At 36.4% G+C, this 16,105-nt stretch carries 12 protein-coding genes; 1 reads left to right on the forward strand and 11 read right to left on the reverse strand.

What is annotated here, in order from left to right; genetic code table 11:
- Positions 1–17: 17 nt before the first annotated feature.
- Entirely contained in the window at positions 18–1,316 is a 1,299-nt protein-coding gene (locus DWX33_RS11225; protein ID WP_005867558.1) for a fimbrial protein, read from the reverse strand.
- A 227-nt stretch (positions 1,317–1,543) separates the two neighbouring features.
- Complete coding sequence (locus DWX33_RS11230; protein WP_122380411.1) at positions 1,544–2,872, reverse strand: ATP-binding protein; 1,329 nt, start codon at positions 2,870–2,872, stop codon at positions 1,544–1,546.
- 132 nt (positions 2,873–3,004) lie between these two features.
- Between DWX33_RS11230 and DWX33_RS11235 the strand changes: the two genes are divergently transcribed.
- Positions 3,005–4,051 (forward strand): site-specific integrase, encoded by a 1,047-nt coding sequence (locus DWX33_RS11235; RefSeq protein WP_122380412.1) that lies wholly within the window; start codon positions 3,005–3,007, stop codon positions 4,049–4,051.
- Between the two features lie 688 nt (positions 4,052–4,739).
- On the opposite strand, the gene DWX33_RS11245 is transcribed toward DWX33_RS11235, so the two are convergent.
- The 9 genes from DWX33_RS11245 to DWX33_RS11285 form a co-directional block, all read right to left on the reverse strand.
- Positions 4,740–5,501 carry a DNA/RNA non-specific endonuclease gene (locus tag DWX33_RS11245; protein WP_227194117.1) on the reverse strand — a complete coding sequence of 254 codons (762 nt, stop codon included), beginning with the start codon at positions 5,499–5,501 and terminating at the stop codon, positions 4,740–4,742.
- Between the two features lie 83 nt (positions 5,502–5,584).
- On the reverse strand, positions 5,585–8,572 hold the full coding sequence (locus DWX33_RS11250) for a cation-translocating P-type ATPase (RefSeq protein ID WP_117983989.1): 2,988 nt from the start codon (positions 8,570–8,572) through the stop codon (positions 5,585–5,587).
- A 12-nt stretch (positions 8,573–8,584) separates the two neighbouring features.
- Positions 8,585–8,944, reverse strand: a complete 360-nt coding sequence (locus tag DWX33_RS11255) for a hypothetical protein (protein ID WP_005651925.1) — start codon at positions 8,942–8,944, stop codon at positions 8,585–8,587.
- Between the two features lie 7 nt (positions 8,945–8,951).
- Positions 8,952–9,536, reverse strand: a complete 585-nt coding sequence (locus DWX33_RS11260; protein WP_005651923.1) for a hypothetical protein — start codon at positions 9,534–9,536, stop codon at positions 8,952–8,954.
- Positions 9,537–9,771: 235 nt separating this feature from the next.
- Positions 9,772–10,371, reverse strand: coding sequence for a hypothetical protein (locus DWX33_RS11265; RefSeq protein WP_117983990.1), 600 nt, complete (start codon positions 10,369–10,371; stop codon positions 9,772–9,774).
- Between the two features lies 1 nt (position 10,372).
- Positions 10,373–10,954, reverse strand: a complete 582-nt coding sequence (locus tag DWX33_RS11270) for a hypothetical protein (RefSeq protein ID WP_005651918.1) — start codon at positions 10,952–10,954, stop codon at positions 10,373–10,375.
- 21 nt (positions 10,955–10,975) lie between these two features.
- Positions 10,976–11,554, reverse strand: coding sequence for a hypothetical protein (locus DWX33_RS11275; protein ID WP_005651916.1), 579 nt, complete (start codon positions 11,552–11,554; stop codon positions 10,976–10,978).
- 59 nt (positions 11,555–11,613) lie between these two features.
- Positions 11,614–14,157: a lipopolysaccharide assembly protein LapB gene (locus DWX33_RS11280; protein WP_117983991.1), complete on the reverse strand. Its 2,544-nt coding sequence runs from the start codon at positions 14,155–14,157 to the stop codon at positions 11,614–11,616.
- Complete coding sequence (locus tag DWX33_RS11285) at positions 14,157–16,025, reverse strand: hypothetical protein (RefSeq protein ID WP_233570169.1); 1,869 nt, start codon at positions 16,023–16,025, stop codon at positions 14,157–14,159. Before DWX33_RS11285 ends, DWX33_RS11280 begins: the two co-directional genes overlap by 1 nt.
- Positions 16,026–16,105 lie beyond the last annotated feature (80 nt).

Below are 16,105 nucleotides of genomic sequence, written 5' to 3' on the forward strand. Positions count from 1 at the left end.
TTTTACCCTATATTGCTTTATTCTACTTCCTCATGGATAGTCTTCACGTTCCATGGCTCCACTTTCACGGATGCGCTCACATTGGCGGAGATCATCGGATCGTATGGGATCTCGGAACCGGGGCCGATGATGGTTAAGGAGATCGCGTATTTGTAGTTACGCCTAACATAGAAACTTTCTTCTTTTTTCCCGTCAATCGTAACTTCCGCTCCTACAGGTATCGCATAATAACAATTTTCTTTTTTCACATAATTAGTTTCAGTATCAGCCAAACCATTCGGCAGATAGGTATAATCTCCTTTTACGATCAATAAGGTGTGGTTGGCGTAATCCCGGTTCGCGGAAGCTTTGTCCGCTTCAGCGATCTCTCCCAATTTATTTTCATAGACATAGAATTCATGATTCAAGGCTGTATTGTCTTTTGTATGAGCCTTTGCTAATTCATCTCTTTTTGTCTGAGTTCCTTTTTTATAAGAACCCTCGTCGATATTCGGAGATCCTGAGAATTCTTTACCTACCATATAATTTGAATATCCAAAACCTGTGTTTGTAAAGTCAAATGTTTTCTCTATTCCCCCCCAATTGGATGCGGAAGCTACGCAGGAAACACCCTTCGCACTGGCGATAAAGACTTCTTTTAAAACAAAGTCTTTACTTATATAATTCGCATTATTAAGATTGTCGATCTCTGCAGAAGCCAAAGCGATCGAAGCGACATCGCGGACTAATCGAACCGGGCCTGCTCCATAAATTTCTTTACCGGCTTGACCCCCTACGGTTATATCATCGCCTTGCTTCGTACTATAACCAATACAATTAGTCGTATTCGCAACCAAAGTTACTGTAAGCACCTCGCTGCTCATAGTCAAACCTTTTTTCAGAGTTTCCTCCTCCAGCTTAATCACCGTAGCAAGAAACGCGTCTTTCGTACCGGCATTGGCCAACGCTGCCTGAACATTTGCCGAAGCATTGGCCACGACAACAACTTCCGCCGCACCCGCATATACCTCTTTCGGACCGATTTCTTGCGTGGTCACATCTGTACTTGTAGAGGTCGTTATGTCCTCACCGCTCACCGTATATACCATACTCCAACCCGTACCGAACACCCCGACCGTAAGCGTATTCACGTCTGCGTCCGTAGGAGTAGCCTCCTCTCCCGCCTTCGTCATCGCACCCTTCTCGCTCTTGATCGCCAAGGCCAGTTGCGCTTTCTCCAGTACCGGCGCTTCCGGAATCTCTATCGTGTTATCGTCCGAACAAGCGACCAGACCACATAACACCAACGATAAAAGAATATATCTCTTGAATCTCATAGTATAATATTTTTTTATTTCCACATTTAATATGTGGCAAAAATAAGAAGGATATATCGTGGCGCTGATAGGCAGAACTCTCTATAATAAGAGACAAATGTATCAATTTCATAAAAGTGATAGGTTTCCCTACCTTTTGCAACTTTCACCTATAGAAAAAGGCTCAATCCGTGTATTTTATGCTACCGGGGTGGTACTCGGATCATCCTAGTAACAAATATACATAATCACTTAAATTCAGCAAAATCATGGCAAGAAAAAAGCAAGACCCATTTCCATGCAGGGATCACCTTGATCTCCTTGCCTTCTCTATTGAATGTATTTTCCTCGTCTTTCGTGACAATGATAAGATTCTCGCATCCGGTCACCGAGGCGGCTTCCAGCAAGCCTTTGATTTCCCTTTCTCTCGTACTCGCATCCACCATATCCCAAGTGACCTGTATGAGTTGTATCACGTTATCCTCCCGTTGAAGCACAAAATCGCACTCACAATTTCCTTGATAGTAGGCAATCTTGTCCGAAGGGAGCCGCATCCGGTTCAGTTGCATGAACACGGTGTTTTCCAGATTTTTCCCATTGTCGTTGCTCTGCGGCATAAGCACGGCACCACGCATACCGTTATCTATACAGTAGTATTTATCAAGCGATTTCTGTTCCTTTACCAGCGAACGGTCGTATTTGGAGATTCGTGCGAACATGAAGATGTTACAGATATAATCAGCCCAAAGATACAGGTCATCCTTACTGACTTTAAGCCCTTGGGACTTGATGTCCTTGTAGATGGCATTGATGGAGGTAGGCTTGGTGAGATTGGCCATGACGCGCTTGACGAAATACCGTACCACACCCGTATTGGATATCTTGTAATGTTCGGCCAAGTCCTTCAATATCATCGTGTCGAAATAGCCGTGAAGCAGTTTCAACTGCTCCGACCGGGATGACGTCAATACGATTTCGGGAAAAGCGCTTGCTTGATTGTATGCCTCGAAAGCCATCTTCAATCTAGCCCTGTCCTGTTCCAAATAGCTATTAGTGGCGATCCCCTTGAAGCGGCAATATTCATTGAACGAAAGCGGGTAGGTCTCGTATTCCAAGGGATATCCGCGCAGAGCCGAACTTAACTCTGTGGACAGCATGGTAGCATTGCTTCCGCACACATAAATGTTCTTACAATAAGATTTATAGACACGCAAGACGAAGTATTCCCAATCCTTAATCAATTGTATCTCGTCGAAAAACATATACACATCTTTTATGGGTATATCCGGAAACATCTCCATGTATGAAACTATCACATCATCCAAATCATCGGATGACATATTTTTCAAACGCTCATCATCAAACCCCAGCCATAATATGTTTCTAGGGGAAACCCCTTCACGGACAAGCCCATTGATAGCGATCTCCATTAATGTGGACTTACCGCAACAACGCACACCCGGAACCGTAATGATCTTGTTTCGGTTGATCGGTAACTTTATGTCTCGCTCAATCACATCAAACGGAATTTCGCTTTGCTTGATGGCAATAAGAGATTTGATGACATCTTTCCTCATGATTTTCTTTTTTTATAGGACAAAGATAGGATTTATTTCCTAAATTACAGGAAACAAACATATTGATATTTCCTTGAAATCAGGAAATACTATACTGAAAAACTTACATAATCACTTAAATTCAGCAAAATCATGGCAAGAAAAAAGAATGAGATGAAAGCGAAAGAGCCCGTAAAGCTCCGGTTCAAGAAACTGTCGAACGCGAACCAGTCCATATATCTGGACATCTATTACAAAGGAAAAAGGTATTATGAGTTCCTCAAGCTCTACCTCACCCCGGAACGTTTCCCTGAAGACCGTGATAAGAACCGGATCACTTTGCGCTTGGCCAATAGTATCAAGGCACAACGGATCATTGATCTTCAGAACGAGATTTATGGTGTCCGTATGATAAACGGGCTCGGGAAAAAAACACTTTTAGAATTCCTCTCGGAATTGTCCACCGATAAATCCGCGCATGGCGACAAAGCCTATTCCCTACGATTAAGAAGTCTGGCCAATCATCTTAGAGACTATATGCCGCAATGCTTGCTTAAAGACATAGATACCGGTTTCGTGAAAGGTTTCATCGCTCACTTGCGTAAACAACCCTACCTCAAAAGCGACTTCACGATTCACGGTTATTACCGGCTCCTGAATGTCACACTCAATAAGGCGGTCAAAAAAGGGCTGATCCTCTCGAATCCTTGTGGTTCGCTGGATACAGACGAAAAACCTCACAAACCTACCAGCCTGCGTACTTATTTGACCCTAGAGGAACTAAAGAGGTTAATCCGGACAGATTGCGTATGCCCAGAGGTAAAAAAGGCTTTTCTGTTCTGCTGTTTCTGCGGACTCCGGATCAGCGACTTGACCGCTCTTAGATGGGAAGATATGCAAAAAGAAGGAAATGATAAATTCCGTTTACAGATCATACAGAGAAAGACGAAAGAGGCTATTTATCTCCCATTGTCCGAGGAAGCGATAAAATACCTTCCCGCAAAGGAGAATGACAATGACAGGGTCGGCTTGATATTCCATCTACCTAGCCTCACGATTATATGTCAGGTATTAAAAGGCTGGGCCTTAGCCGCCGGCATCAAGAACAAGAAAGTGACCTTTCACGTAAGAAGACACTCGTATATTTTCTTATTTACTAGAAATAAGAAACTTACAAGAAATAAACTTTTAGACAGGTAACGATTTAGAAACGAGGGAAGTTCTGTATTCTGTCTTGTTTTGCATTATTCAAAGAACGCTAACTAGTATATACAAATATAGTGATAATATAAAAGAAAAGCAAGTTTTTATTTCTTTTTTATGATACATGCCATATTTTGTATAGAGATAATTTAACAACAAACTTAATTAAGTTTATAACAGTTACAAACATTACTATTATTTATTCATAATATGCTGTATTAAAAAATATTATTCTATTTTCAAGCTTTTAATATAAGATACCAAATCACCTACCTTATTAATATTCTTTGATTTGTATCTTACTAATAAATCTGATTCATTCAACCTTATTGAGTATTTATCAAATAAGAACTTGATAAAAAGGTTCCTGCTATCCTTGTCTATAAACAAATTGTCTATAGAATCACTGTAGCACAATTTTATATCTATATATTGCCAAAGAGCAGATAATATACCGAACTCCATTTTTTTTGTACTATCGATAGAATACCCTGTTACTTCGTTATATTTAAACTCTAAATTACATTTTGGGCAAAGGCACCTTGTATTAAATTTATTGGCAAGTTCTTTATTAGAAAATAACAGCCCTAGATGTCTTAGTTTTAGTATTTTCTGGCTGTTATTCTCCAGAATAATATTATTTGTACTTCCACAAATCGGACACTGCATATTACTATTCATTATTTTATCTCCATTGATTTAAATTATAATTAGATTCTATTTCATTCTCAACGTCATCAGGCAGTTGTGAGAAAAAGTCTAAACCTGTTATTCTTTCAACCTGGTCTACAGAATTTACATAATGGTCCAATGGATTGTTGCCAGATGTATTCTTGTATATAAACCCAATAGCTCTTGGTTTACCTTCATCCAAACCTGCTAATATAACTTTAAAGAATGCATTAGGAACACGGATTTTACGCTCTTCTCCAATATAACTTATATCGTTTTTATACAATATAGGGCCACAAGCAATATAAATAGTACCAGACTCTTCAACCCATCTTCTACAATCATCTTCCAACTCTTTCCAATCGCCTCTATTAAGATTATGATGTTGTGGACAAATGTTCGTCATATAAAAACTCTCTCTCATTGCTTGTTTGTCCCATTTGTTATCTGCTGCCGGACACATATGTCCTCTATCATATCCTGAATTACTATAATCACCTGTTTCTATACCTCTTGGTATATCTGGATCCGGATAAAAATGTCCGGCTCTACTTTCTCTTTCTATTAATTTCGAAGAATTAAGTTCCCATGCTACCCAATTAGGTATATTAAGCTCAGGATTAAAAGATACAGTATAACCTAACCTATAATAAATATTCTCTGCCCTCTCAATAGTATTAATAGGAATCTCTAAATTTTGTGATTGTTGATAGCTATTCGAACAAGAAATTAGACTTGTACAAATAAAAATAAAAACAGAAAATATTAATCTCATAACGCAAGATGTAAAATAACACATAAAAAAAGTGATGAAGATATGTATTATTGTAACATACCTTCATCACCTATAATTAATTATTAGTTTTTCTTAGCACTTAATAGATGCCATAGTTCTCTAACCCAAAGGACAAGTGAAGATAAGACTACAATAATAAGCCAATCTATAATACCTGATACATTCAAAGTCCAATTAAGTGTGTGGAACATTGGCTCAACATTAAAGAACTCATAGAATACTTCTACTATGATAATTTGTCCAATAACAATAACACCAACTATCGTTTTGAATCCTGAGCTTAGCTTAAGTTTGAACAAGCTTTTTCCAGTTTCGAAGGAACGGGTATTAAACATATACCAGAAATGTGTCCACACAAATATTGAGAAAATCAGTGTCTGCTCATAAGGAGTTACGCTATTTGCTTCGCCCAACTGTAAAGTTAATAAGTCCATTAAACTAGTAACATCACTGTGCTGGAAAATATAAACGAATAATAGTGTCAACAGGAAGAAGAAACCACCAACACCAACAATATCGAAAGCCATAGGCTTATTGATGATAAAGGCCTGTCTTTCCCTTGGCTTATCATTCATAACTTCTGCTGAAGGAGGAAGTGAAGCCAATGCCATTGCGCCAAATGTATCCATAATCAAGTTCACCCACAACATTTGTGTAACAGTTAGTGGTGATTCAGCACCCATAAATGCTCCAACTAGAACAATAAAACAAGCTGCAACATTTACAGTTAACTGGAATAGTAAGAAACGTTGAATATTCTGGTAAAGAGAGCGACCCCACATAACAGCCCTACCAATACTGCTAAATGAGTTATCAATAATAGTTATATCACTAGCTTCTTTAGCGACTGAAGTACCAGCACCCATAGACAAACCAACATGAGCGGCTTTCAAAGCAGGAGCGTCATTAGTACCATCTCCAGTAACTGATACAACCTGATTCTTCCTTTGCAGAGATTCAACCAAACGCTGTTTGTCCATTGGTCTCGCTCTGGCTATAATCTTAAGATCAAGAACTATATCATCTAATTCACTGTCGCTTAATTTAGCAAATTCAGGACCAGTTATAATATGCTTATCGCTGTCAGTATTTGACCAAAGTCCAATCTGTCTACCGATTTCAATAGCAGTACCAGTAGTATCTCCTGTTACTATTTTAACTTTAATACCGGCTTTCATACATTCTGTTACAGCAGCTGGAACATCTGTTCTAATAGGGTCAGAGATAGCTACAATACCTAAGAAATTAAGACCTGTAGCAACTACCTTTCCACTTTCGATATATTTATCATTATCATCCAGTATCTGATAAGCAAATCCCAATGTACGCATAGCTTTTTTCTGATAAGCCTGAAGCTGATTGTCAACTTCTGATTTACTTACATTAGCAGAAGAACTGTTACACATTCCGTAAACTATTTCAGGAGCACCCTTTACATACAGGATTTTCTTTCCATTAACTGAAGAAGTAACGACAGTAGCCATGTATTTTCTTTCTGTAGAGAATGGTATCTCAGATAAAGTATTAGCACTCTCTTTTAAAGTTACATGGTCTATTCCTTGTTTGTGTAACCATAATAGTAAGGCACCTTCAGTAGGATTTCCAACAACATTTGGTTCAGTTCCTGACAGGTCTAGTGATGCTGTTGAGTTAACAGCAATACCTTCAGCTATAAGTTTGCTTGCCTCGTCTTCTTTAAGCTGTTGTTTATCCAGATTATAAAATTTGGTTTCATAAACCTGCATTTTATTTTGTGTCAAAGTACCAGTTTTATCAGTACAAATAACGGTAATTGCACCCATTGTTTCACAAGCATGCATTTTACGAACCAGGTTATTTGTTTTCAGCATACTTCTCATAGAATAAGCAAGACTCAATGTTACTGCCATAGGCAACCCTTCTGGTACAGCTACAACAATAAGAGTTACAGCAATCATAAGGGTGTCCAATGTATGAGCTAAGAGTCCTGACAATTCTGCCTCAGGCAACAAATATTCATGTAAACCTAAAACAGCACCTATGAATATAACCGCAAAAGTTATAATAGTAGAAACACATGCAGTTTTTGACCAGTCTTCAAATTTCTTAATAACCAGGTAAAAGAAAAGAGCAGTTGGAATAATCAAACAGCATGCCAACAGATTCCATGAGAAATAATGAGCTATTCTACCAACAATGATTAATGTAGCAAAGCCATAACTTAAATTTGTAATAAGTTCACTTAAACCATCCAATTGCTCATTCAGAGGAGTTTTAACACCTTTCCTTACACCCTGTTGAGCAGCTAGAAGTTTAATGTATTCCTTATTTTCTTCTTCCGTTAGTTCTCTCTCTTCCTTTATTTCATCATATTCTTCCAACTTTTCATCTATATCACTACCTGTCATTTTAGCGAAAAGTTTTCCATTTTCAGTAGAATCGCCAACCTTATCTACTCTATATACACCGTGTCCTTCCATTACTCTTGTACCACGCAATACATAATTAGAAGGATAAGTAGCTTCAGAATCAAATTCAGATTCAATAGTAGTTTTGCTACAAACCGGCTCTCCAGTTAAGGTTGACTCATCCATATGGAGTGTAATTGATTCCAGCAGTTCTCCATCAGCAGGAACTTCATCACCAGTACTCAATAAAACAATATCCCCAACAACAAGATCTTTTTTAGGAACTACCGTTACGTTGCTATTTCTAATTACTTTTACCGGTTCGTCATTATTAACCTTGTTCAATAGGTTAAAAGCCTTGTTTGCCTTAAGCTCAAAATAGAATGCCAAACCTGTTGCCAACAGTATAGCTACCAAAATACCAGCTGGTTCAAAAAAGACTGTCAAACCTTCCCCAAGGCCAAAATATTCATAGCAAGCGATACCAATAGATAAGATACCGGCTATTATTAATATGACAATTAAAGGATCAGAGAATTTCTCTAGAAATTGTTTCCAAAGTGAATCCTTCTTAGGTGGCGTTAAAAGATTCACGCCATACTTGGCACGACTCTCAACAACTTGTTGGTCGTTTAAACCTTCGTAATGTTTTCTTTTTTCCATGTATATTATGTATTAATTATTAATTTCTTCCATAAAGCCCTCAAGTCCACCTTCAAGTTGTTTACTTAAATCTTCCATTTGTTTTTTAAGATCTTTGACAGCACTTTTTGTCATCTTTGCTAGAATCTGGCCTTTAATTCTGCCTATCTCCTTTAGTTCCTCATCAGTATATTCATACTTAGATAACTCTTCCTCTATCTCTGTAAATTCATTTGTTATATTATTCCAATCTTCTTCAGAGTAATTTTCACTGTTATTATCTATCTTTTCCAACAAGGAAGATAATTCATCAACAGGAGTTTGAGAGGTTTCACAAGAAGTAAATACCAAAGGGGAAATTAAAAGAAAAAGAAATAGTTTAAAAATATTCATAGCTCAATTATTTAAAAAACTCTGTTTCGTCGATTTTAATTGTATTGAAATTATTATTTACAATACCATTTTGAATATTAATATTCAAAATATAATTAATAGTATGTTGAGAATTTTTCTTGCCAAAATCGAAGACATCTACGCTTTTTTCATAATAACAGTTACGTGTAAACTTACCATGAGTCATACCATCTTCGAATTTTTCCATCCAATCATAACCATAGGCTATCTTAAGATAATACTGGCCTTGTGGTATCTGATTTATTGTTATTGAAGAATTTTCGCTCACAAATATATATCGTATGCACCTGTCATTTGACAGGTCTATTATCTTCACAGCAATATCACAGCCCTCACCCATATTAATATCAAAATAATTGTCCTGAAGGCCATATTTCGGTTTAACCCCATAGGAAGAAGGTAGTTCTCCATCCATACTGCTATCCGATTTTAGAAGCCAACCTTCATCTATGTATTTCTTTTGTATCTCGCTTAGAACAGGTGAAGTCTCAACCTTTTCTTTTTTATTATTTGCACATCCGCTAAAAAGTAGAAGAGCAAAACATAAAATAAATATAGTTTTAATTCTCATAGAACTTAAAACAAACCATTAATTAATGCAGCAATAACAATGACCAGACCAATTATCTTACACACCATCCTTAATGCTGCCTTGTTTTTCTTTTTCTTAAAATTATTTTCGAGAAGTATAGGTATTACAAACCATATACATAACCCTATTATAACTGATATAATCATATTTCAATGTTTACGAAATAAAGAAACCAATGAAGAACATCGGTTTCTTTATTTCAGTATTTACAGTTTTAATCAACTAAACCATCACGATACATTTCGTTAACCTTGTTTTGGATAACAGTGTATTCGTCACCGAGCTTTTGTTTTCTCTCCAATCCATTGCCGTAAGTACCACGTATAACAGCAATAGCTTTCTGTTCGAGGCTACCATTTACAGGTATTGCAGATGATGTTTGAGTTTTTTTCTCTACTTTGACAACATCCGGCTTTGAACTTTGTTTAGAGTTGCTTTCTGATGAAGGCATCTCTGCTGTTGCTTTAGTAGGTTCTTCCTTTAATGTATTGTCTGTTTTCTCTACATTTGTTGAATCAACCTTTTCTGCTGTTTCTTCTGTTTTGGCAGGCTGAATAGAATCAGCTTTAGCAGTAACAGGATTCTGAGCTACATTTGTTTGTACTGATGTCTCATTATCTTTACCCACAAAAACAAAGAACAATATAGCAGCCAAAACAACTATACCCAAAAAGACCCAAAGGTTACGCTTGTTACCACCTCCTGTTTTATTAACAGGTTCCTGCGGAGCTGTATTCTTTGGTTGTATATCTTGTTTTACATCAGAATCAGCTATCTTGGTCTTAAGAGTAACTTTTTTCTTTAGTTGTACCATATTAGCAATTTACAATTAATTCAAAGCCAGGAATTTTCTCATATGCAGTGCTTAAATCCATTACATTGCTTTCGTTCTTCAATGCATAAACTCCATCCTTATTCTTAATTGAACAAACGCAGTAAACATGGCCTTCCTCTTTAGAGTCTGCTAACACTTCCAGATAGTCACCTGAGTCACTTTGAAGTTCTACACGTCCACCTTCGTCAGCATAGGTAACATCTTCACCTTCAACGGCAGCGTTATAATTCACGATACAAACATAAGCTGTGTCGATTTCACTAAGACTGGCAATATTGATTTGTTCTGTTTCCTCACCACCTGGAGCCGGTTCTTTATTATCACCCATGTGAAGCATAAATGGGAATTTGCTTAAATCACCTAGGTCAGATTTCTTTCCTCTATATTCATTAGAGAATATACCACCGATTGAGCCGTCTTTTTTCTTAAAGAATAGGCATAAATCAAGGTCTGTATCAGAAGACCAAATAAGTTTTACTTTAAGTTTACCAGAGAAAGTGAAAGCAGCTTGTTCTTCTTTTCTACGAAGAGTAATTTTCTTTTTTAATGTTACTTCAGCCATAATTATAAAAATTAAAAGTTATTATTCGCATATTAGTGAGAACCCAGGTATTTTATCAAAAGCAGTACCCAAATCCATAACAACACCTTCATTTATAACAGAGTTAATACCCTCATTATTCTTGATACTACATACATGGTAAACATGTCCATCCTCGGTAGCATCAATCAGGACTTCCAGATAGTCACCTGAGTCACTTTGTATTTCTACTCTACCTGAATCCTGGGCAAAGTTTACCTCTTCTCCGTCTATAGCTTTACTGTAATTTAATACGCATACATGCGCTGTATCTATATCATTTAGACTGGCAATATTGATTTGCTCTATAGATTCTCCCCCAGGTGCCGGTTCTGCTTCATCTCCCTTATGTAACATGAAAGGGAATTCAGACAAATTACCTAAATCAGATTTTTTCTGACGGAATGCTGAAGAGAATACGCCTCCGATTTGTCCATCTTTTCTTTTAAAGAAAATACACAAATCCAAGTCTGTTTTAGACTGCCACAACAATTTTACTTTTAGCAGTCCATCAAATGTAAATTCCGCTGGCTTTTCCTTACGGCGCAGCGTAATTTTTCTTTTAAGCTGTACTTCTGCCATATGTTATTAGTTTAAAAAGTTAAAAATAATCCATTCTAACCCAATTCATTTTTTTAATATCAGCTTTTAAAGAAATCATCTTTTGCAGATGGTTTCGTATGCTGTTTCTGTTTTGATTTCTCTAATTTAGAAGAATCAGAATCAAAGAAACTATCACCTGAAGATTCCTTTTTCTGACTATTCGTATTAGAAGGAACACTCTTGCCTTTATTTTGACCTAAGCTGTTCCCTTTAGGACTATCGGAGCCAAAGAAGTCATCAAAAGAAGAATCTTTAGAAGGTCTATCTATTTTTACTGGAGGTTTTCCATACTCTTCAGTATTATTTGGCATAGGAGAAGATATATGTTTCTTTCCACTAAGTTTATCCTCCCAGGCTTCTTCTGCATCAAAAATTTGTTTACGAAGATTCCTTATAATATCACTTCTGTCAGGATATTTCCCGTGTAATACCTTGATAATTTCTTTAGCTTCAGGCCATTGTCTATCAGCAATAAATGTTTTCACATTAGAAACCAAGCTCTCAAAATTCTTTTGATCTTGAATTAGCTTGAACTTGTCCTGTGCCTTTTCCAAATATCGTTTAATAGAATCATCAGATTTTATAGATAATGCTTTGTTGCATAGCTCTATAAGTTCTTCCCAATGTTCATTAAAACTTGCTTCATTTATCTTAATCTTTAACGATTCAAACAGCTCTATATCCTTAAGATATTTGTTCCGTCTTTCTTTAAGATAAACTATATGCTCATTCCATTTTCTAGGATTCTGAATATCCTTGTCAATGAGCTTATTGCATATTTCTATGGCTATGTCAAAGTTATCTTCTTTTTCGGCCTTAGTAAGTTCCTGTTCTAATAAGCCCAATTCTTCTTTATGCTTCTTCTGTATATTTTGGATTTTGGATATACGTTCCTCAATCTCTTTATTATTAGAATCAGCATGCTTAGCCTTATTCAGTTCTTCTAATGCTTCCTTATATAATTTCTGACCAATAAAGGTGTCAGCTCGTAAAAGAAACTCTTTAAGGCTTTCTGTTAATTTGATTTTTCTTTGTGATTCAGTAAGAATACGTTTTGCCTCAGAAGAATCAGGGCGTAATTCTAAAGCTGCCTCACTCTTTGAATAAGCATCCTGCCATCGCTGTGAGTTCAAGGCATCCTGAGCCATCCTGATGGTTTTATTATATTGCTCATTCTTGACCTTGATTTCGGATAGCTTTCTGTTTGCTTCATCCAACATTTTCTTTACTTCCTTATCATCAGGCTTTAAAGTAAGAGCAATGTTTAGAAGATCTATCATGCTGCTATAGTCGCCTTTCTTCTCATAAGATTCAGCGTCAACAATGGCGGCATTGAACTTTCTCTCATCTTCACGCATAGCAGCATTAGCAAGATCAATTTCTTCCTGCTTCTTAAGTGCAGCTTCTCTAGCTTTTCTATCTTCTTCTGCAATTTTAATCTGTTCTAATTGTTCATAAGAGAGATTTTCGATATTCTTTCTTAAACTATCAAATTGAGACAAGTCCATTTGACTGTAAATACCAACAATCTCAGGAATATCCTTATTCCCAAAAGCAACTATATTGTTCGGAGTTACAGGATAACGCTGTAATAACTCTTCCTTGAACATGCTATTCTTAAATGAATCACCTATGAAAATAATATGACTTATATCTGAGAATACAATATCAAGTTCTTTTACATATTGAACAATATTGTCAACTACATCATTGACTATTGTTTTGGTTCTTTCCTCAATAACATTCTTCAGAATAGTAGCATTCTGCTTATTATGTGGGGCTCTGGAGAAAGTTATATCGTTATATATAACAGGACGACCAAACTTGGTGTTGTCAAGTTGTAATAGCCATCTTGCCAGATTTTGGTTCAATCTGTTAATTTCCTCTTCCTCTTCCTCTTTTCTTAGGAATTTAGTTGAATTATTAATTTGCCAAACAATCTGTTCCAGTAATGCCCGGCCTCTCAAATCAGTTCCATAACCTCTTAGGAGTCCTTCATTTCCTTGTCTAACAAAAACATTATTACTTTGTTTGTAAACGACATATCGGAGATTCTCATTGCAAGCTGTAATAACGAGAATGCAATTTGAATCATTCAACAGGCCCTTTTTATTGGAAAGTTCTACAGCTAAGTGAGAGATTCTAGCAACACTCTCTTTGATAACAAAATTATTCTCTTCCAATATATCGAGAAAAACCTTCTGGGCGGCATACGAAACATCAACTGAAAAAGAGATGTAGGTATCTATTTTCTCATTTTCATTAAAGTCCCTAGTTAGGTGTTCAAGTATATCAGATGCCTTAAAGATTTCTTTCAAACTAACATCTTTTCCAAATCTTTTAAAGGTTTCATCTTCTTTTACGACTTTAGAGAATATATCACCATAGTAATGAAGCTCCTTATCCAGATAATGCTTCTGATAAGATTTACCATAAATAACTCTATCATTATTAATATCTTCATAAAAATAGAGCCAAATACGGTCTTCCCTATTAGGCAGATCTATACGACGAGGTATATTGTCGTAGCAGACTGCTGCGGCAATATACCATCTGTCTATATATAGTGATAATGTCTTCATTAACTAAACACTTTTTTTATTAATGTTTTCTCCAGGAAGCATGAGCCTTCTGCTATAATCAAAGGTTGATGATAAGCGAAAGAACCACCATTATTTACTTTTCGTTTGGCACTCTTATATTCGCTGTCCTGGCAAATGAAAGCTCCTACCTTATTTGGAAGATCGGCGAAATCATTTCTGAGTTCAGCGTCCATAGTGCATAATTTAGTTTTTACACTTACGAAATTGATAAAGATATTGAAAAACTCTTCAAAACATTCCATGCTTGTGAAGTCAAAGTAATTCATATCATTATCGAAGTATTCACCGGACAATTCATCTGTAGGCAACAACTCTCTAGATGCACCCTGTGAATTTGTAAATCTTACACCTATCTCACCACAGATATCGCTATGATTATCTACGAATACTTTATTTAGATCCTGCATATCGCATAGACCTTTAGCAACCTCTGCTTTATTGTCAACCTCGATTTCGTCTCTGTATTTAACATCCAGTTCCCTATCAATTATACGTTTAACACCGGCATTGAGACATGATTTATAATATCCCATAGTGGTACTGTTACTAGCAGCATTACGGAGCCAGTGGAATAAGCGACCACCTTTACCAAACGATAGAATATCAATCCTAGTAATATTGTCAAGATTGTTATCCTTGATAGTCTTTCCAATAAGCATACCAGAATAGTAAAGCAACAATCCTGTTACATATGCAGGTAAAGTAAATACTACTTTTGCATTATCAGCTATAGAACTATAGAATTTATCGTAGTCTTCTTCTGTCTTCAGCTGATCAAATATACTATTGAGGTAATAAGGGGCCTTCTTCTTCTCCTTAATTATTTCCTGTATATTTGCTACAAAAACCTTTGTACTCTTTCCTTCATGGAAGTTCAATAAAGCACGTCTAAAGTCATCAGAATTTATAACAGTGTTAAAGAAAACACCGGCAGCAAGTCTCACAGAACTTTCTCTGAAAAGTGAAGCCTGATTACCTTTTTGCGGATTCTTAGCCAATAGAAGAATGTCGCTTGTAGAACCACCAACATCAATACCTAGGAACATATTATTATTGTTAAGACCGAAGTTGTTATTTGAAAGTGCATAACTACATACGGCTTCAGCTTCTGTGATATTCTCATCATTGATAGACGGTTTCCTACCCATAATAGGTGTCATACGAGACAATTCCTCAAATATTCGTCTTAATTCGTCAATGTCAGCCTCCATCATAGAACCTGGATAACTCCAATTTATTTGAGATGGTTTAATTTTATTCTGGTAAAGGAAGGCACATGTTTGTAACCAAATACTTTTTAAGAAAGCACGTTTCTTCAATAAACCTTTATCATCATTCAACCATTTCATGTTATAATGAAGATTACCAGCCTGTGTTTCTATAATAAATTCATCCATGTGATTGACCAAAATATTAGGACGATTTACAGGAACACCGCCTTGTATTTCTTCTGATATACCATTCTTAGTATAACGAGTATCATGTTCATGAAGCCATGACTTTAATTGACCATTATTGGATTCATAGTTAGTGAAGAATAGGAGTTCGTCATTCTGGGCAATTGAACGAGTATCCGTATTTTCTTTACCAACTATAACTGACCTATAATTCTTAAACTGAACCGGTTGGGCACCTCTATTTCCAGCGTTAAAGTAAACACAAGTGTTATTACTACCAAAGTCAATACCTACAACAGCAGTATTTTGTACATCAACATTTGATAAATCCTTAACTACATCAGGTCTGAACATTAATATACCTGCGCCACAAGGTTTGCCAGCCTCTTTAACTTTAACGAGAACGCCAGCCATTGGCTTATCAGTGCTTATAATATCATATTTAATCAAATCTGTACCTTGACCATGAGGATATGTAACAAGTTGTTTAACGGCTCACCCGATAAATCAGGGGGAAAATTCTTTAATTC

The organism is Parabacteroides sp. AF19-14 (assembly GCF_003635485.1).
Classification (GTDB): Bacteria; Bacteroidota; Bacteroidia; order Bacteroidales; family Tannerellaceae; genus Parabacteroides; species Parabacteroides distasonis.